The following is a 16,392-nucleotide window of genomic DNA, read 5'->3' as shown; positions in this document are numbered from 1 at the left end:
GCAATGAGCCCGACCTAACCTAGAGTTCTTCATGAGCACTTTCACTGCCAAGAACGAGACCGTCCAGCGCGACTGGTACCTCGTCGACGCCGAGGGCAAGACCCTGGGCCGTCTCGCCACCGAGCTGGCCCGCCGTCTGCGCGGCAAGCACAAGCCGGTCTACACCCCCCACGTTGATACCGGCGACTACCTGGTCGTCATCAATGCAGAAAAGATTGCCGTCACCGGCAAGAAGCTGCAGGACAAGATGTATCACCGTTTCACCGGCTACATCGGCAACCTGAAGACCGAATCCCTGGCCCAGGCGCTGGAGCGCCACCCGGAGCGCGTGATCGAGATCGCCGTGAAGGGCATGCTGCCGAAGGGCCCGCTGGGTCGCCAGATGTACCGCAAGCTCAAGGTCTACGCCGGCACTGAGCATCCGCACGCCGCACAGCAGCCGCAGGTTCTGGATATCTAATCATGGCTATCACTCAAAACTACGGCACTGGCCGCCGCAAGTCCTCCACCGCTCGCGTGTTCCTGCGCAAGGGTTCGGGCAACATCACCGTCAATGGTCGTCCGCTGGACGAGTTCTTCGGTCGTGAGACCGCGCGCATGATCGTGCGCCAGCCGCTCGAGCTGACCAAGAACACCGAAAGCTTCGACATCCTGGTCACCGCCGCTGGCGGCGGCACCACCGGCCAGGCCGGTGCGATCCGCCTGGGCATCGCCCGTGCGCTGGTCGAGTACGACGAAACCCTGAAGTCCGAGCTGCGCAAGGCCGGCTTCATGACCCGTGACGCCCGTGAAGTCGAGCGTAAGAAGGTCGGTCTGCACAAGGCCCGCCGCGCCACCCAGTTCTCCAAGCGCTGATTTACCGCGCCTGGTTGGGCTCCTGCGGGAGCCCGCTGGTTGGAAAAGCAAAAGCCCGGCTTCGGCCGGGCTTTTGTCGTTTTGGAGTCAGGCATTTCGTGGTTGCCGGCCAGCGGCCGGCACTACCCGGGGTTTCGCATCTCGGAAGGGGTGGGGTCAGAGCCTTCTCCTTTGGAAAAGGATCCGACCCCGGGCCTCTCTCTGGAGAAGAGCCCCCTTGATGTTCAAGGGGGCGCGCCGACAGGCGCGGGGATAAGGTGGGATGCGCGACCAAATTAAAAGCAAAAGGCCAGATCTTTCGATCTGGCCTTTTGCTTTTAATTTGGCTGCCCCGGATGGATTCGAACCACCGAATGCCTGAGTCAGAGTCAGGTGCCTTACCGCTTGGCGACGGGGCAAAACGTGCGACTATTTTCTCACTTTTCACACTGAAAAACAACTTGATTTTCAGTGTGGTGGCTATGGGTGGACTCGAACCACCGACCCCAGCATTATGAGTGCTGTGCTCTAACCGGCTGAGCTACATAGCCTTGGTGAGCCCGCTATTCTGCGGATGTGTATCGACCCTGTCAACACTTTTGTGTCGTGCTTGTGGGCCGACAGAGGGCATGGGATAGTCCCGACCAGTAGATTTTCTTAGGAGTCCGCATCGTGATCGATCCGGACGGCTATCGACCGAACGTCGGCATCGTGCTGATGCGGCAGGACGGCCAGGTGTTCTGGGCACGACGCGTGCGCCGGGATGGCTGGCAGTTCCCGCAGGGTGGCATGAACACCGACGAGACGCCTGTCGAGGCCATGTATCGTGAACTGCAGGAAGAGACCGGCCTGCTGCCTGAGCATGTGGAAGTGCTCGGGGCCACGCCCGGCTGGCTGCGCTACAAGCTGCCGGCGCGGGCCATCCGCCGCAACGAGCGGCAGGTCTGCATCGGCCAGAAACAGGTCTGGTTCCTGCTGCGCCTGACCGGCGACGAATCCCACGTGACGCTGGACCACACCGACTCGCCCGAGTTCGACCACTGGCGCTGGGTCGACTTCTGGTACCCGGTAGAGCACGTGGTGATGTTCAAACGCGGCGTCTATGCGCGTGCCCTGCGACACCTGGCGCCACTGGCGCGCGGCGTGGCCGGGCAGGGCGTCACCGCCATGCCCAAGAGCGCCGCCGAGGCCTGGATGCCGGGCCACACCGCCGGGCACGACCGCCCGCGCAAGCGCCCGCGGACCCGAGGGTACTGGCCGAAGAAGGTCACGGGCGACGGCCCGGCCAGCTGACCGGCTGAACGGTATCGAGAATGGTTCAGGTCTCTGATTGACAACCATTCTCGTTTCCATTGGAATAGCCACCAGGCCGCTTCTGGCCTGTCAGCCCGGTTCCCGCCTGTGTACGTCTGCATCTGCAACGGAGTCACCGACCACCAGATCCGCGAAGCCGCCAGCCATGGCGTCAGCACGGTGGCCGAACTGACCATGCGTACCGGTTGTGGTGCCACCTGCGGTTCCTGCCTGGACATGGCCGGCGACCTGCTGGCCAAGGCACGTGCGACCCACGATCTGCCGCTGCCGGTATTGGGCCTGGCGCAGGTCGCCTGATCGCCTTTTCGCGGCGCGTTGACGCCGCGCTTTCGCATCCTTCACCTTCGGCCGCGCAGGCCAATGCGCACGATTCGCGTTCCTTCACGAGCGCACGCGAGGCGTTAAAGTGCCTGCGTTTTCAGCGTGCAGGAGCACCCCCATGAAGGGCGACACCAAGGTCATCGAATTCCTCAACAAGGTCCTCTACAACGAGCTGACCGCGATCAACCAGTACTTCCTGCACGCCAAGATGCTGAAGAACTGGGGCATCAAGGAACTGGCCGAACACGAGTACAAGGAATCGATCGACGAGATGAAGCATGCCGACATGCTCGCCGACCGCATCCTGTTCCTCGAAGGCCTGCCGAATTTCCAGGCGCTGGGCAAGCTGCGCATCGGCGAGAACCCGACCGAGATCCTGCAGTGCGACCTGTCGCTGGAACGCGATGGCGTGGTCACCCTGCGCGAGGCCGTGGCCTATTCCGATTCGGTTGGCGACTACGTCAGCCGCCAGCTGTTCGTGAAGATCCTCGATTCGGAAGAGGAGCACATCGACTGGCTGGAAACCCAGCTGGACCTGATCGAGCGTATCGGCGAGCCGAAGTACCTGCTGAGCAAGCTGGAAGAGTGAGTCAGCTGCCCTGGCCGGCGCGGTGCTGTGCCAGGTAGCCCGTCAGTGCAACGCGCGCCCGGGCGAATTCCGCAACCAGCAGCGCCACCGCCACTGCGGGGCGCTGCAGGCTGCCACTACGGGCTTCGTGCTCGATCCGCTGCGCGATCGCCGACAGCGACAATGCGCCGACGTTTGCACTCGATGACTTCAGGCTGTGCGCTGTGGCCTGCAAGCGCAGCTCATCGCCGTTCTGCGCGGCCAGCTGCAACTGCTGCACCATCACCGGCGCATCTTCAAGAAAGACCATGACGATCTGGGTGGCAGCGTCGCCGATCACGGTGTGCAGTTCATCCAGTACGTCGCGGTCGATCACCGGTTTCGGCGCGGCTTGGCTTGTCGTCTCCTGTAGAGCCGAGCCATGCTCGGCTGATGGAGTGGGAGTGCCACTGGCCGTCAGCCGAGCATGGCTCGGCTCTACAGACGGCTCCACAGAAAGTCGTCCAGGTGATGCAGCTTTGCCGCCACCCCAACGCAGCAGCAGCGCATGCAGCGTGGCGCGCGCGATCGGCTTGGACAGGTAATCGTCCATGCCCGCCTGCAGGCAGCGCTCGCGGTCACCGGCCATGGCGTTGGCGGTCATGGCGATGATCGGCAGGCGCGCGCGCCCGGTCTCCACTTCTTCGGCGCGCCAGCGGCGCGTGGCGGCGTAGCCGTCCAGCACCGGCATCTGGCAATCCATCAACACGATGTCCACGCCGCCTTCGCGGAGGGCGGCCAGCGCCTGCTCGCCATCGGCGGCGTTGCGCACTTCGCACTGGAACACGCGCAGCAGTTGTTCGGCGACCATCCGGTTGACCGTATTGTCCTCCACCAGCAGCACACGCAGATGCAACGGCGGCAGCGTGGCAGCCGGTTGCTCGTTGTCCGCGCTGGCCAGCAGCGCAGCGGGGCGGGCGGGGGCGACCGGTGCAGCCAGCAGTGCATGCAGGGCCGCATCGTCGAAGTGCGGGGGCAGCTGGCGCTGGCGCTGGCGTTGTGGAAGTGCGCCCTCCTGCAGCCACAGCACCTGCAGCGCATCGTCGTCATCACGTTCACTCAGCGCCAGCTGCAGCGTGGCCTCACCGTTGCGGCGTGCGCGGGCATCGACCAGCAGCCATGCCGGTGCCGGTTGTCCGGGCCGCGCGGGAGCGCGCAGGCGCTCGACCACGGCATCCAGCTGTGCCAGCACCTGCACCTGCAGCCCATGGTGGGCGGCGATGCGCTCGATACGTGCCTGCAGCGTTGCATCGGCACTGAACAGCAGCAGCGGTGCCGGTGCGCGCGCCATCGCCGGCAGGTCGCCAGCGACCTTCAGCAGCGGGATCTCGAACCAGAAGGTTGCGCCCTGGCCCGGCGTGGAGTGCACGCCGATGTGCCCGTGCATCAGGTCGATGATGCGCTTGCAGATGGCCAGGCCCAGGCCGGTGCCACCATAGATGCGGGTGGTGGATGCGTCGGCCTGGCTGAAGGACTGGAACAGGCGCGCCTGCAGCGCGTCGTCGATGCCGATGCCGGTATCGATGATCTCGAAGCGCAGCTGGTGCTGCGCGGCACTTTCACCCAGGCGCAGCACGCGCAGCTGCACCTGGCCGCGGGCGGTGAACTTGATGGCGTTGGCCAGCAGGTTGCTCAGCACCTGGCGCAGGCGCACCGGGTCGCCGCGCACCGGCAGGCGCACCGATGGATCCAGTTGCAGGCCCAGGGCCAGGCCCTTGGCGTCGGCGGCCCGCTGCATCAGCTGTACCACGCCATCGAGCAGGTCGCGCAGGTTGAAGCTGGTGATCTCCAGTTCCAGCGCCTGCGCTTCCAGCCGGGAGTAGTCGAGGATGTCGTCGACGATGCGCAGCAGCTGTTGCGAACTGGCCGAGGCGGTGGCCAGCATCTGCCGCTGGTCTTCGCCCAGCGGCCCGCGTGCGATCAGCTCCAGCATCGGCAGGATGCCGTTGAGCGGGGTGCGTATCTCGTGGCTCATCGTGGCCAGGAACTCGCCCTTGGCCAGCACGGCCGCCTCGGCGGCCTGCTTGGCCTGCAGCAGCTGTTGCTCCAGCTGGCCCTGGCGTTCGGTGGTATGGCGAAGCTGGTCGCGTTCGGCGGCCAGCGCACTGTGCGTGCGCTGCAGCTGGGCCAGCGCATGGTTGCGCGCGCGCAGGCGCAGGCCCAACAGCAGCAGCGCGATGGCGGCCGCAGCAAGGGCAACCAGCAGCACGCCCCACAGCGGCACGTCAGAGCACCGCGTTGTGGAAGTCGAAGTTCAGGTCGCTGCCGGCCGACTGCACCATGTTGCCCTGGATGTAGTCGACGCCGCCTACCCACATCGCCGCTGCAGCCTGCGGATCCTCGATCTGCTGGCCGATGATCTGCAGTCCGGCGGCATGGGCCTGTTCGATCGTCTTGCGCAGCGCCTCGCGCGTGGCCGGATTGGAGTGGCTGCTGGAGAAGCGCGCAGCCATGCGCACGAACGACAGCGGCAGCTGGGTCAGCAGTGCATCGGCCTCGCCGCTGGGTTCGAACTGGCTCAGGCAGAAGCGCACCCCCGCGCTGGCCATGCGCTGGCAGAACTGCTGCAGCGGCACGGTGTGGATCAGTGCGTCGGGCAGTCGCACGTCGATCACCAGCGCACTGCCAGGCAGGTCACGCTGCTGCAGTGATTCCAGCAGCCAGTCGGCGAAGGCATCGCGCTGCAGGGTGCGCAGCGACTGCGAGACGAACAGGCTCAGCGGCTGCGTTGCGTGCCGGTACAGATCCAGCAGGCCCAGTGCGTGGTCCATCACCTGCTGGTCGAGGTCGGCGATGCGCCCGGCGGCTTCCGCGGCGGGGATCACCTGGCCGGCCGCCAGCACCGTGCCATCGGCCTGGCGCAGGCGCAGCAGCAACTGGTATTGCGCGGTGTTGCCGCCTGCCACGGCGACGATCGGCTGGTAGGCCAGTTCCAGCTGGCCCTCCAGCAGCGCCAGGTGTTCCTGTTCGGTGACCGCCTGGCGATGCACATGGCCCGCCACGCCGGCGCTGAGCAGGCGCGCCTGCAGGGTGGTGCGCTCAACCGCTTCCAGCGCACTGCTGGCATCCTCGAAGCCCGGCGACAGCGGCGCATAGCCGACCACGCCGCGCAGATGCACGGATTCGTCGTCGCGGATCACGAAGGCGCGGGCCGACAGCTGCTCGCGCAGGCTCGCGGCGATGCCTTCGAGGGCGTCCTCGTCGGCGTTGCGGGCCAGCAGCAGGAAGCTGTTGTCGTTCAGCCGCGCCAGCAGGTGCGGATGGCCGGCTTCGGCCAGGCGCTGCCCGGCCTGCACCATCAGCCGTTCAAACGCGGCATAGCCATAGCGTTCGCGCAGGCCCAGCGCACTGGCCACTTCGATGAAGAACACGCCGCCCCGGTCGCGGTGGGCGAGTGCGGTGTTGAGCTGCTGCAGCACATGGTGGCGCGTCGGCAGGCCGGTTTCCGGATTGCTGGTGGCCGGTGCGCCGGTGGCGCCCGGCAGGGTCGCGGCCTGGGCACGCGCGCGGCGGATGCGGTTGGCCACCGCTGCGATCAGGTGGCGCGGCCGGATCGGCTTGCTCAGGTAGTCGTCGGCGCCGCTGTCGAGCACTTCGAACTGGCGCTCTGGATCCGGATCGCCGCTGAGGAACACGATCGGCAGCAGCTGCAGGCCGGGCTGCTGGCGGATCAGCGCGGTCAGGCGCATGCCGTCCAGCCCGGGCAGGTGCAGATCCATCAGGATCAGGTCGGGGCGGTGCTCCTTGATCGCCTGCAGCGCGGCATCGGCATCGCTGTGCACGATCGCCTGCATGCCGGCGCCGTGCAGCACGCTCTGCGCGAACAGCGCCTGGGCGCGATCGTCTTCAACGATCAGCACGCGGTAGGGCGAGTCCGAGGGCGGCGGGGCCAGATCGTTGTTGCCGGCTTCGGCCAGTGCGATCGGGCCGGGCAGCGGCGGCGGTGCGCTGTTGACCGGCGCCGGGGTATCGGTCGCGATGGGCGGCGGGGTCGCAGCCGTCGGTGCGGCCACAGCGGGGCCTGCCGCCTCGGGCGCCCAGCGCTGCCAATGGTCGGCCGGAGGGGTTTCAGCGCGTCCCGGGCGGGCGCCCGCGGGGGATTCGTTTGCGGCCATCGGTGCTCCTGGTGTTCGCGTCCATTATGCGACAAGCCCGGTGCTCAACCGGTACTGCTGTGCCCCGGCGGTGCTGCCGATGCACCGCGCGCCAGCCAGCGCACGCCCTTCCACAGCGCGCGCCAGACCAGCCACACCAGCAGCGCGCCGGCCAGGCTGCAGGCCAGCACCACCACCAGCGCGATCCACGGGTGTGCCAGGGCCAGCGCCAGGCCACCGACTACCACGGTGTCCTCGGCGGCGGAGGCGACCCAGTTGCTGGCCGGTTCCGGCGAGGTATTGAGCAGCGCGCGGGTACCGGCCTTCAGGCCGTGGCTGGCGAGGGCGACGCCGGCACCGGCGGCGAGTGCGCCGGCGCCGAGCTGACCGTCCGGCGACAGGGTAGCCGCTGCGAGGAACGCGCCGGCCGGCACGCGTGCGAGCGTCTGCACCAGGTCCCAGACCGAGTCCACGCCGGGAATCTTGTCGGCGAAGAACTCGGCGATGGCCAGCGCCGCCGACGTGCCCAGCACCCACCAGGATTCGGTGGCCTGCAGGGCGGGCGGCAGGTCGACCCAGCCGAGCAGGCCGGCAAGGCCGACGCCGAACACGGTGAGGTAGACGCGGATGCCGGCCAGCCAGGCCAGCAGGATGCCGATCACGAACAGGTGGGCTTCGGTCATGGCGATGCTCCGGCGACGGAACTGTGCAGGGGACCACACTATCGACGATGGCATGCCTGAACGCCACAGACCGTGGCCGGCCACGGCGCAGGAAACCCACCCGTCCTGTCATACACTAGCCCGTCGTTTGCCACAGGGGCCGTACCGGTGTCGCCCTCGCGATACCCCGGAAACCACCCATGACCAACCGTCCTCCCATGCGCGTGCAGGTACGCCTGCCCGGCGCGCCGCAACCGCCGGCCGACCGTCGCCGCCTGCTGGTGATCGGCGGCATCTGGCTGCTCAGCCTGGTGCTGGCGGTGCTGGGTGGCTGCTGGATGGCCACGCCACGCGATGCCCAGGGCCAGCGCCTGCAGGCTGCCGAGAAGCGCGCCGAGACGCTGCAGGCGCAGCTGACCGAGCTGCGCCAGAAGCAGGCCACGCTGGAAGCCTCCGACCGCATCAGCCGCGCCGCCAATAACGAGGTGCAGTCCTCGCTGGCCGAGCGCGATGAGGAAATCGCCGGCCTGCGTGCCGACGTTGCCTTCTATGAGCGCCTGGTGGGTTCGACCAGCCAGCGCAAGGGCCTGAACACCCATTCGATCGAGTTCAGCCCGGAAGCGGCCGGCACCTGGCAGTACACCGCCGTGCTGACCCAGAACCTCAACCGCGGCGCCATCAGCCAGGGGCAGATGCGCTTCACCGTGGAAGGCGTGAAGAACGGCAAGCTGGCCACGATCAGCTGGGATGATCTGCACCAGCGCAGCAAGGTGCCGGGACAGGATTACTCGTTCCGGTACTTCCAGCAGCTCACCGGCAGCGTGATGCTGCCGGCTGACTTCACCCCGCAACGCGTGCGGGTGACATTGGGGAGTGGTACGGGGGGTACCACCCAGGTATTCGACTGGAAACAGGCCGGTGCGCCGGCCAGCAAAGGGGAGTAGGCAGATGTTCGGAAGCAGCAAATCCAACCGTGAAGGCCAGCTGGTGGTGGATGCCCTGATCGGCAACCAGGTGGTGATCCGCGGTGATGTGGAATTCAGTGGTGGCCTGTATGTGGAAGGTCGCATCCACGGCAAGGTGATCGCCACCGAAGGCGCCAGCGGCGCGACCCTGACGGTCGCCGAACATGGCGTGATCGAGGGTGAGATCCGGGCCCAGGTGGTGGTCATCAGCGGCCGCCTGGACGGCGATGTACACGCCACCGAGAAGGTCGAGCTGACCCCCAGCGCACGGGTCAATGGCAACGTCCATTACCAGGTGGTGGAGATGAATGCGGGCGCCCAGCTGAACGGCCGCCTGATCCATGCCAGCGCCCCGATGGCGGCCCTGCCGGCGCCGGAAGGCGATGAGGCCAATGGCGGCAAGGGCGACACCGCCGCACGCCGCAAGCTGGCCGAGGCGATGGCTTGAAAGCCATCCCCGGCACCCCCATGCTGGCACCATGAGCACGCTAGTCTCCCTGCCCGGCGCCACCCCGGTTGCCGCGCCCGATTACCAATCGCTGGAGCGCCCGCTGAACTTCACCGAGTCGGCGGCCGCCAAGGTCAAATCCCTGATCCAGGAAGAGGGCAACCCCGACCTGGCCCTGCGTGTGTACATCGAGGGCGGCGGCTGTTCGGGCTTCCAGTACGGGTTCGAGTTCGACGAGAACCGTGCCGAGGATGACCTGGCGGTACAAACCAGCGGGGTGACCCTGCTGGTCGACCCGCTGAGCCTGCAGTACCTGATGGGCGCCGAGGTGGACTACACCGAGAGCCTGACCGGTGCCCAGTTCGTGATCCGCAACCCGAACGCAAAGACCACCTGCGGCTGCGGCAGCAGCTTCAGCATGTAAAAGGCCTGTGGCCGGAATGTGCCAACCAGGGTTGGCACCTGCCAGAGCGGGTAGATCCACGCCATGCGTGGATGATCCTTCCTGCATCCACAACGGCAGATTGCGCACAGCGCCGACCTTGCCACCCGCATCGATTGGCGGCACGCTTGCAGGATGCCCAATACTCCTTCGCCGCTTTCCGGTTTCGCCTTCGTGGGTGAACCGCTGGAGCGCGCCGATGCCCTGCGCGAAGATGCCGATGCACTGGCGCGCCTGTGGCCGGGCGCGCGCATCCTCGTGCTCGATCAGGACGGCAGCGCCTTCACCGGCGATGACGATCAGCCACTGGCGCTGACCGGCGCCGACATCGGCGGCGGCCCGGGTGCCGCGATCTTCCTCGGCCTGCGCGGAGAGCAGGCGTGGTTCTCGGTTGAAGCCACCAACGTCACCATCAGCGCACCACGCCGGCTTGATCTGCGCCAGGCCGCGCTGCTGTGGTCGATGGCCGATGCGACCGCCTTCAGCTATGCCCGCGGCATGTCGTACTGGCACTCGCGCACCCGCTTCTGCGGCGTGTGCGGCGGCGCCGTGGCGTTTGCCCGTGGTGGCTTCGTCGGCCGCTGCGGGCAGTGTTCCACCGAACACTACCCGCGTGTCGACCCGGCGGTGATCGTCGCCGTGGAAAACCAGGGCCGGCTGCTGCTGGGCCGGCAGTCGAACTGGGCCCCGCGTCGCTACTCGGTGCTGGCCGGCTTCGTCGAACCCGGCGAGACCTTCGAGCAGACCGTGGTGCGCGAAGTCCATGAAGAGAGCAAGGTGCGGGTGACGGCCTGCCAGTACCTCGGTTCGCAGCCCTGGCCATTCCCAGGTGCGCTGATGGTTGGCTTCCGCGCACAGGCGCAGGATGACCTGCCGACCGTGGACGGTGAGCTGGAAGACGCGCGCTGGTTCAGTGCCGACGAGGTCGGCGCGGCACTGGCGCGCGACGTGGAGGACGATGGCCAGGGTATCCGCCTGTCGCCGCCGATCTCGATTTCGCGCGGCCTGATCGAGCATTGGTACCGGCAGCAGAAGGGCTGAGCCGGGCCGGCTGGGGCGATTGCATTGCCGCCACCTGAACACGGCCCGGGTTACAGTGCGGGTCATCGCGGAGGGCGACGCTGCGACAGGTAAGGTAGCGGCGCCGAGCGTTCTGTTTTGTAGGGAGACCTGCCATGTTCACCACTCTGGCCGCCGTGCTGGTGGCACTGGCCCTGGGCCATGTTGCTCCGGCCGCTGCTGCCTCGCTGCGCCGTTTCGACGGTTTCCGGCGTTGGCTGGGCTGGCTGGATGCGCGTGGTGGCAAGGCCTGGCAGGGACCGGCCGGCGTTGCCTTGGCACTGCTGCCGCCGCTGTTGCTGATGGTGCTGCTGGCGTGGCTGTTGCGCGGGGTGCTGTTCGGCCTGCCGTCGCTGCTGCTGGGCGTAGCGGTGCTGGCCTGGTGCTGGGGCCCGCGTGACCTGGACCGCGATATCGAGGCCATTATCGATGCCGATGATGCGGCGACGCGGCAGGCTGCAGTGCGCAACCTGCAGTCGGCCGGCGGCAGCCTGCGCGAGGACATTCCGTCACTGGTCGAGGCGACGGTGCTCAACGCACTGCGGCGCTGGTTCGCGGTGCTGTTCTGGTTCCTGTTGCTGGGCCCGGCTGGCGCGCTCGGTTACCGGCTGCTGGCGCTGATGGCGGAGAGCCCGATGCGCGCACGCGTGCCGGTGGAGCCGCTGGCGCTGGCGCAGCGCCTGCTGGGCTGGATCGAGTGGCCGGTGGCGCAGCTGATGGCCTTCTCGATGGCGCTGGTGGGCAATTTCGATACGGCGTGGAAGGCCTGGCGCCAGGCCCATGGCGAACGCCTGGCCGGCAACATCGGGTTCCTTGGCGCGGTGGCGCGGGCCAGCGTCAACGCCGAGCTGCGTGAGGATGCGCACGATTACACCGAGGCAGGGTTGCTGCCGGTGTGGCAGCGGTTGCCGGACCTGCGTGATGCGATGAGCCTGGTGTGGCGGATGCTGCTGCTGTGGCTGGCGGTCCTCGCCCTGCTGGTGATTGCAGGCTGGGTGACGTAGTTGTTTTGCAGGGCTTGCAGCCCTGCACCTGCAGAGGCCAAAGCCAATGCCAGAGCCAAAGCGGCTCTGGATTGCTGAGGGTTGGGCGGGGCGGTGTGGGGCTGCAGGACACGCCGTAAACCCGTCCCTGGGGGCTCGATGGCGCCATCCATGGCGCCAACGGTCCTGCTGCCCCACACCGCCCCACCCCCGACAGTTTCCCGGTGACGGTGGGTCAACCGCGACTGCCGGTGGGTGTCGACCTTGGTCGACACGGTCGATCCACGCCATGCGTGGATACAGAGCGAAGCGATCCGCTTCCGCTTTTGATCTTCTCTTTCTTTTCCGTGGTGGACGCACACGGAAACTGTCCGTGGTCGGGCGGGATGGATTTGCGGGGGTGTCCGCGGCATGGATGCCGCGGCCAAGCCTCCACGGACGGATTCACGGCGTCCCCCGCAAACCCATCCCGTCCGGCCAACCCCAGGGCTTCTGCCTTCAAACGTCGCCCACCGCGAGGGGCTGCGCCGTTGGCTGGAAAACCTAGATCGGTGCCAGTGCGGTGAACGGTGCCCACGGCAGGTTGCGCAGCAGCGCATACCCGGGCAGCACCCAGAGCCAGAACGTGGGATTGGCCAGTACCCGCATGAGCGGGTCGAGCACGCGCGGCCGGATGCCGGCGACGTTCAGCAGCATCAGCAGCAGGAACGGCAGGCTGATGACCAGCAGCGGGTTCATCGCCATCGCGCCGGGCAGGTCGAAATGGACCAGTGAATACAGGCAGCGGGTGCTGCCACAGCCCGGGCAGTACAGGCCTGTCAGCGCGTACAGCGGGCAGCTCGGCAAAGGATTGCCGGCGACATACGGATTGACGTTGCGCAGCACCACCGCGGCACCGGCGGCCAGGCCGGTGGCGGCCAGCAGCGGTGCCCAGCGGGCGAATCGGGAGCGGGCGGGAAGTGCGGACATTGCAGCAACGGATCCGGCGCGGGCGCCGGATCCGTCCACGCGGATCAGTAGCCGCTGTTGTTCATTGCACCCATGCCGCCGACAGCGACGATCAGGATGCCGTACAGCACGCCGACCACGACGGCGGCGATGGCCGACCAGATCGCCCACTTCTTGGCCTTGGCGGCGGAGTCCTGGGCACCGGCGATGTCGCCAGCGGCCAGCTTGCCGTTGACCTGCGCGGCGTAGACGATCGACACGATGCCGGCCGGCAGGCAGCAGAACAGGGTGCTCAGGATGGCCCAGACCAGATTGTTCGGGACCTGCGGAGTGGCGGTGTTCATGGGTTCAAGCTCCTTGATGGGTGGTGGTGGTGAATCATTGGTCGGAAAGAGCGCCCAGTACGGCCAAGCCGCCGAACAGCCCGAACCACAACAGCAACAGGACCGGCAGGGCCACGGCCGAAGCCACCGCCCACCAGCCCGCCTTGCGCGACGCACTGTAGGCCCCCGGCAGGTCGCCGGCGGCGCGGCGGCCATCGACCTGGGAGGCATAGACGATCGACACCACGCCCAACGGCAGGCAGCAGAACAGCGTCGTCAGAATCGCCCAGACCAGATGGTTGGGGATGTAGACCGGACGGCTGAGCGGTGGCGGTTGATTCAAAGCAAGACTCCATTCCTTGGTGGCCGGCCATGATGAAACGGCCGAACCTCCCCCCTGTGGGTGCGTAATCTACCTCAACCCGCGCTGCATGTATGCGGTTACAGTCAGATACTGGCCGGTATGGCCCTTGATCTGACGCATCTGACGGACCTCTGCGATGCATCGGAGGGCGAGGATGGGGGGCTTGTCGCTGGGACGGTCTACCCGTGTCCGTGCGGTCGATCAGGCGTGATCACCACGCAGGGCCCGCACCTGGGCCTCCAGCACCGGGGCGCTGGTGGTGCGGCCATCCACGGCCGGTGCCGCCACCACCTCGACCGTGGCGCGGAAACGACGCGGCACCCGCATGCGGCCAAGGCGGCTGTCGCGGCGGCTCCACATGCTCGACCACATGCCGCGCAGCGCCATCGGCACCACCGGCACCGGCCGCCGCTCGAGGATCTTCTCGACGCCGGACTTGAACGGCGCCATCTGCCCGTCGCGGGTCAGCGCGCCCTCGGGGAAGATGCAGACCAGTTCGCCTTCGGCCAGCGCCGCGTCGATCTCATCGAACGCACGCTGCATCAGCGCTGGGTCTTCGCGCGCCCCGGCAATCGGGATCGCCTTGGCGGTCCGGAAGATCCAGCGCATCACCGGGATGTTGAAGATCCTGTAGTACATGACGAAGCGCACCGGGCGCGGGATGGTCGCCGACAGGATCAGCGCGTCCATGTAGCTGACGTGGTTGCAGACCAGCAGTGCGGCGCCTTCGTCCGGCACGTTGGCCTCGATGCCGTGCGGGCGCAGCCGGTACAGGGTGCGCACCATCAGCCAGCTGAGGAAGCGCATCAGGAATTCGGGGACGATGGTGAAGATGTAGATCGCCACCAGGGCGTTGGCGATGGCCAGCGCCAGGAACTGCTGCGGAATGGTCCAGTGCAGCAGCTTGTGGGCGGCCAGCGACAGCAGCGCCGCAGCGACGATGAAGCCCGAGTTCTGGATGTTCAGTGCGGCGAACACGCGCGACATCTGCGCCTTCGGCGTGCGGCTCTGGATCAGTGCGAACAGCGGCACCACGAAGATGCCGGTGAACAGGCCGATGCCGATCAGGTCGATGACGATGCGGATGCTGCCGGGCTGCTGCAGGAACGGCCCGATGGTCAGCCCGTGCACTGTCGCTTCGCCGCTGCGGGCGAAGTACAGGTCGAGCAGGAACGCGGTCATGCCGAACGCGCCCAGCGGTACCAGGCCGATTTCCACCGTACGTGCTGACAGCTTCTCGCACAGCAGCGAGCCGACGCCGGTGCCCACCGAGAACAGGGCCAGCGCGAAGATGTACAGGGTCGGCTGGCCGCCCAGGTTGGTCACCGCATAGGCCGGCAACTGCGAGGTCAGCACGGTGCCGACGAACCAGAACCAGGACACGCCCAGGATCGAGTTGCGTACGGCTTTCTGCTGGCGCGCCATGCGCAGCACCGCCAGCGATTCCGGCAACGGGTTCCAGTTGATCTTCAGGTTCGGGTCGCCGGCATCGACCTTGGGAATCAGGCGGGCGGCGATGTTGCCGCAGATCGCCAGGGCGATGATCGCGCACGCGGCCACCACCGTGCCGTGGCTGCCAGCCACGGTGAACACCAGGCCGCCGACGATCATGCCGGAGAGGATCGACATCGAGGTGCCCATCTCGACCAGGCCGTTGCCGCCGGTCAGCTCTTCTGGCCTGAGCACCGACGGCAGCACTGAGTACTTCACCGGGCCGAACAGGGTGGACTGCATGCCGGTGCAGAACAGCGCGACCAGCAGTACCGGCAGGCTCTGGGTGAGGAAGCCGGTGGCCGCCAGCGACATGATCACGATCTCCATGGTGGTGGTGATCACGATCAGTCGCGATTTTTCCAGTTTGTCGGCGATCTGCCCGGCCAGCGCCGAGAACAGGAAATATGGCAGGATGAAGATGGCCGGTGCCAGGGTGGCGTACAACCCCAGTTCTTCCTCCGGCACAGCCATGAACAGCAACATGCTGATGATCGCCTGCCGGTACACGTTGTCGTTGAACGCACCGAGCGCCTGGACCACGAAGAACGGCAGGAAACGGCGCTGGCGCAGCAGGGCGAACTGGTTGTGACCGGACATGGAACCTCCTTGACCGGCGCAGCCTAGCATTCCTTCCCCTCCGCTGTGGATGCGGACCTGTGGGTGCGGACCGTTGGTCCGCACACCTGCCAGCACTCTCAGACGATATCGTCGACCACGCCGCCATCCACGCGCAGCGCCGCACCCGAGGTTGCCGAGGCCTGCGGCGAGGCCAGGTACACCACCATGTTGGCCACTTCCTCGACCGTGGCGGTGCGCTGGATCACCGAGGACGGCCGGTGCGCCATCACGAACTCACGGCCGATCTGCTCCAGCGGCTTGCCGCTGCGCTGGCGTTCATCCTCGAACATCGCCGCAAAACCATCGGAGAGGGTCGGGCCGGGCAGCACCGCGTTGACGGTGACGCCACTGCCGGCCACGCGCTTGGCCAGGCCGCGCGACAACGACAGCTGCGCGGTCTTGCTGACCCCGTAATGGATCATGTCGGCGGGAATGTTGCGCGCTGATTCGGAGGAAATGAACAGCACGCGGCCCCAGCCGGCATCGACCATTGCCGGTAGCAGCGCACGCGACAGGCGCACGCCGGACATCACGTTGGTCTGCCAGTAGCGCTCCCAGGTCGCGTCATCGGTCTCGAAGAAGTCCTGTGGGCCGAAGATGCCGGCGTTGTTGACCAGGATGTCGACCTTGGGCAGGCCGGCCAACAGTGTTTCGACACCGGCTGCATCAGAGAGATCGGCGGCGACGCCGAGCACGTCGGCTCCCGGCACGGTGGCGAGCAGGTGCCGGCGGGCGCGCTCGACGCTGTCGGTGCTGCGGCCATTGAGAATGACACGCGCACCAGCGCTGGCCAGTCCTTGGGCAATGGCCCGGCCGATGCCGGCGGTGGAGGCGGTGACCAGCGCGGTGCGGCCACTGAGCTCGATTTTCATGGCGATAGTCCGGAGCGGGGGGATTGCCCAGTATCCGCGCGGCC

Annotated in this window: 18 protein-coding genes and 2 tRNA genes; 10 read left to right on the top strand and 10 right to left on the bottom strand. The window is 67.1% G+C overall.

The genetic code is table 11. From position 1 onward, the window contains the following. The first annotated feature begins 31 nt into the window (after positions 1 to 31). Positions 32 to 460 (top strand): 50S ribosomal protein L13, encoded by a 429-nt coding sequence (rplM, locus tag QP609_RS19095; RefSeq protein ID WP_005414692.1) that lies wholly within the window; start codon positions 32 to 34, stop codon positions 458 to 460. 2 nt (positions 461 to 462) lie between these two features. Next, complete coding sequence (gene rpsI, locus QP609_RS19090; protein WP_005411311.1) at positions 463 to 855, top strand: 30S ribosomal protein S9; 393 nt, start codon at positions 463 to 465, stop codon at positions 853 to 855. A 323-nt stretch (positions 856 to 1,178) separates the two neighbouring features. On the opposite strand, the gene QP609_RS19085 is transcribed toward rpsI, so the two are convergent. Both QP609_RS19085 and QP609_RS19080 read right to left on the bottom strand, forming a co-directional pair. Beyond that, a tRNA-Gln gene (locus tag QP609_RS19085) sits at positions 1,179 to 1,253 on the bottom strand. 55 nt (positions 1,254 to 1,308) lie between these two features. Then, positions 1,309 to 1,385: transfer RNA gene (locus QP609_RS19080), tRNA-Met, on the bottom strand. A 121-nt stretch (positions 1,386 to 1,506) separates the two neighbouring features. Between QP609_RS19080 and QP609_RS19075 the strand changes: the two genes are divergently transcribed. The 3 genes from QP609_RS19075 (at position 1,507) to bfr (ending at position 3,058) form a co-directional block, all read left to right on the top strand. After that, positions 1,507 to 2,127 (top strand): RNA pyrophosphohydrolase, encoded by a 621-nt coding sequence (locus tag QP609_RS19075; RefSeq protein WP_014648660.1) that lies wholly within the window; start codon positions 1,507 to 1,509, stop codon positions 2,125 to 2,127. A gap of 108 nt (positions 2,128 to 2,235) precedes the next feature. After that, the gene (locus tag QP609_RS19070; RefSeq protein WP_005411309.1) at positions 2,236 to 2,445 is read left to right on the top strand and encodes a bacterioferritin-associated ferredoxin; all 210 of its coding nucleotides are present in this window, start codon (positions 2,236 to 2,238) and stop codon (positions 2,443 to 2,445) included. A 142-nt stretch (positions 2,446 to 2,587) separates the two neighbouring features. Further along, entirely contained in the window at positions 2,588 to 3,058 is a 471-nt protein-coding gene (bfr, locus tag QP609_RS19065; protein ID WP_005419804.1) for a bacterioferritin, read from the top strand. 1 nt (position 3,059) lies between these two features. Here the strand turns inward: bfr and QP609_RS19060 are convergent, their stop codons facing one another. The 3 genes from QP609_RS19060 to QP609_RS19050 are packed head-to-tail and all read right to left on the bottom strand — an operon-like array spanning position 3,060 to position 7,853. Continuing rightward, the gene (locus QP609_RS19060; protein ID WP_197621414.1) at positions 3,060 to 5,300 is read right to left on the bottom strand and encodes an ATP-binding protein; all 2,241 of its coding nucleotides are present in this window, start codon (positions 5,298 to 5,300) and stop codon (positions 3,060 to 3,062) included. A 1-nt stretch (position 5,301) separates the two neighbouring features. Next, complete coding sequence (locus QP609_RS19055; RefSeq protein WP_111205888.1) at positions 5,302 to 7,191, bottom strand: EAL domain-containing protein; 1,890 nt, start codon at positions 7,189 to 7,191, stop codon at positions 5,302 to 5,304. A gap of 44 nt (positions 7,192 to 7,235) precedes the next feature. Beyond that, on the bottom strand, positions 7,236 to 7,853 hold the full coding sequence (locus QP609_RS19050; RefSeq protein WP_014648657.1) for a DUF4126 domain-containing protein: 618 nt from the start codon (positions 7,851 to 7,853) through the stop codon (positions 7,236 to 7,238). 179 nt (positions 7,854 to 8,032) lie between these two features. Here QP609_RS19050 and QP609_RS19045 point away from each other — a divergent pair, with 179 nt between their 5' ends. The 5 genes from QP609_RS19045 (at position 8,033) to ampE (ending at position 11,750) form a co-directional block, all read left to right on the top strand. After that, positions 8,033 to 8,776, top strand: a complete 744-nt coding sequence (locus QP609_RS19045) for a DUF6776 family protein (RefSeq protein ID WP_032956752.1) — start codon at positions 8,033 to 8,035, stop codon at positions 8,774 to 8,776. 4 nt (positions 8,777 to 8,780) lie between these two features. Beyond that, the gene (locus QP609_RS19040) at positions 8,781 to 9,245 is read left to right on the top strand and encodes a polymer-forming cytoskeletal protein (protein WP_032956754.1); all 465 of its coding nucleotides are present in this window, start codon (positions 8,781 to 8,783) and stop codon (positions 9,243 to 9,245) included. 31 nt (positions 9,246 to 9,276) lie between these two features. After that, complete coding sequence (gene erpA / locus QP609_RS19035) at positions 9,277 to 9,669, top strand: iron-sulfur cluster insertion protein ErpA (RefSeq protein WP_005419789.1); 393 nt, start codon at positions 9,277 to 9,279, stop codon at positions 9,667 to 9,669. 153 nt (positions 9,670 to 9,822) lie between these two features. Next, positions 9,823 to 10,728 carry an NAD(+) diphosphatase gene (gene nudC / locus QP609_RS19030; protein WP_014648655.1) on the top strand — a complete coding sequence of 302 codons (906 nt, stop codon included), beginning with the start codon at positions 9,823 to 9,825 and terminating at the stop codon, positions 10,726 to 10,728. A gap of 134 nt (positions 10,729 to 10,862) precedes the next feature. After that, on the top strand, positions 10,863 to 11,750 hold the full coding sequence (gene ampE / locus QP609_RS19025) for a regulatory signaling modulator protein AmpE (RefSeq protein ID WP_014648654.1): 888 nt from the start codon (positions 10,863 to 10,865) through the stop codon (positions 11,748 to 11,750). A gap of 522 nt (positions 11,751 to 12,272) precedes the next feature. Here ampE and QP609_RS19020 read toward each other — a convergent pair. The 5 genes from QP609_RS19020 to QP609_RS19000 all read right to left on the bottom strand — a co-directional run bounded on the left by QP609_RS19020 (position 12,273) and on the right by QP609_RS19000 (position 16,348). Continuing rightward, positions 12,273 to 12,698: a DUF2752 domain-containing protein gene (locus tag QP609_RS19020; protein ID WP_014038725.1), complete on the bottom strand. Its 426-nt coding sequence runs from the start codon at positions 12,696 to 12,698 to the stop codon at positions 12,273 to 12,275. A gap of 44 nt (positions 12,699 to 12,742) precedes the next feature. Next, positions 12,743 to 13,021, bottom strand: a complete 279-nt coding sequence (locus tag QP609_RS19015) for a CD225/dispanin family protein (protein ID WP_014648653.1) — start codon at positions 13,019 to 13,021, stop codon at positions 12,743 to 12,745. A gap of 34 nt (positions 13,022 to 13,055) precedes the next feature. After that, entirely contained in the window at positions 13,056 to 13,343 is a 288-nt protein-coding gene (locus tag QP609_RS19010; protein ID WP_005419784.1) for a CD225/dispanin family protein, read from the bottom strand. A 222-nt stretch (positions 13,344 to 13,565) separates the two neighbouring features. Next, positions 13,566 to 15,455 carry an MFS transporter gene (locus QP609_RS19005; protein ID WP_014648652.1) on the bottom strand — a complete coding sequence of 630 codons (1,890 nt, stop codon included), beginning with the start codon at positions 15,453 to 15,455 and terminating at the stop codon, positions 13,566 to 13,568. 98 nt (positions 15,456 to 15,553) lie between these two features. Beyond that, a complete protein-coding gene (locus QP609_RS19000) occupies positions 15,554 to 16,348 on the bottom strand; it encodes an SDR family oxidoreductase (RefSeq protein ID WP_014648651.1) in 795 nt (264 codons plus the stop codon). Between the last annotated feature and the right edge of the window lie 44 nt (positions 16,349 to 16,392).

The organism is Stenotrophomonas sp. 8(2023), from assembly GCF_030345295.1.
Classification (GTDB): domain Bacteria; phylum Pseudomonadota; class Gammaproteobacteria; order Xanthomonadales; family Xanthomonadaceae; genus Stenotrophomonas; species Stenotrophomonas muris.
The sequence above is the reverse complement of the archived record's forward strand: the minus strand, read 5'-3'. Positions and strand labels throughout refer to the sequence as shown.

Excerpts from the sequence above, each read along its gene's own strand:
- rplM (WP_005414692.1), top strand. The coding sequence starts at position 32 with ATGAGCACTTTCACTGCCAAGAACGAGACCGTCCAGCGCGACTGGTAC.
- rpsI (WP_005411311.1), top strand. The coding sequence starts at position 463 with ATGGCTATCACTCAAAACTACGGCACTGGCCGCCGCAAGTCCTCCACC.
- bfr (WP_005419804.1), top strand. The coding sequence starts at position 2,588 with ATGAAGGGCGACACCAAGGTCATCGAATTCCTCAACAAGGTCCTCTAC.
- QP609_RS19055 (WP_111205888.1), bottom strand. The coding sequence starts at position 7,191 with ATGGCCGCAAACGAATCCCCCGCGGGCGCCCGCCCGGGACGCGCTGAA.
- QP609_RS19050 (WP_014648657.1), bottom strand. The coding sequence starts at position 7,853 with ATGACCGAAGCCCACCTGTTCGTGATCGGCATCCTGCTGGCCTGGCTG.
- QP609_RS19045 (WP_032956752.1), top strand. The coding sequence starts at position 8,033 with ATGACCAACCGTCCTCCCATGCGCGTGCAGGTACGCCTGCCCGGCGCG.
- QP609_RS19040 (WP_032956754.1), top strand. The coding sequence starts at position 8,781 with ATGTTCGGAAGCAGCAAATCCAACCGTGAAGGCCAGCTGGTGGTGGAT.
- erpA (WP_005419789.1), top strand. The coding sequence starts at position 9,277 with ATGAGCACGCTAGTCTCCCTGCCCGGCGCCACCCCGGTTGCCGCGCCC.
- nudC (WP_014648655.1), top strand. The coding sequence starts at position 9,823 with ATGCCCAATACTCCTTCGCCGCTTTCCGGTTTCGCCTTCGTGGGTGAA.
- ampE (WP_014648654.1), top strand. The coding sequence starts at position 10,863 with ATGTTCACCACTCTGGCCGCCGTGCTGGTGGCACTGGCCCTGGGCCAT.
- QP609_RS19020 (WP_014038725.1), bottom strand. The coding sequence starts at position 12,698 with ATGTCCGCACTTCCCGCCCGCTCCCGATTCGCCCGCTGGGCACCGCTG.
- QP609_RS19015 (WP_014648653.1), bottom strand. The coding sequence starts at position 13,021 with ATGAACACCGCCACTCCGCAGGTCCCGAACAATCTGGTCTGGGCCATC.
- QP609_RS19005 (WP_014648652.1), bottom strand. The coding sequence starts at position 15,455 with ATGTCCGGTCACAACCAGTTCGCCCTGCTGCGCCAGCGCCGTTTCCTG.
- QP609_RS19000 (WP_014648651.1), bottom strand. The coding sequence starts at position 16,348 with ATGAAAATCGAGCTCAGTGGCCGCACCGCGCTGGTCACCGCCTCCACC.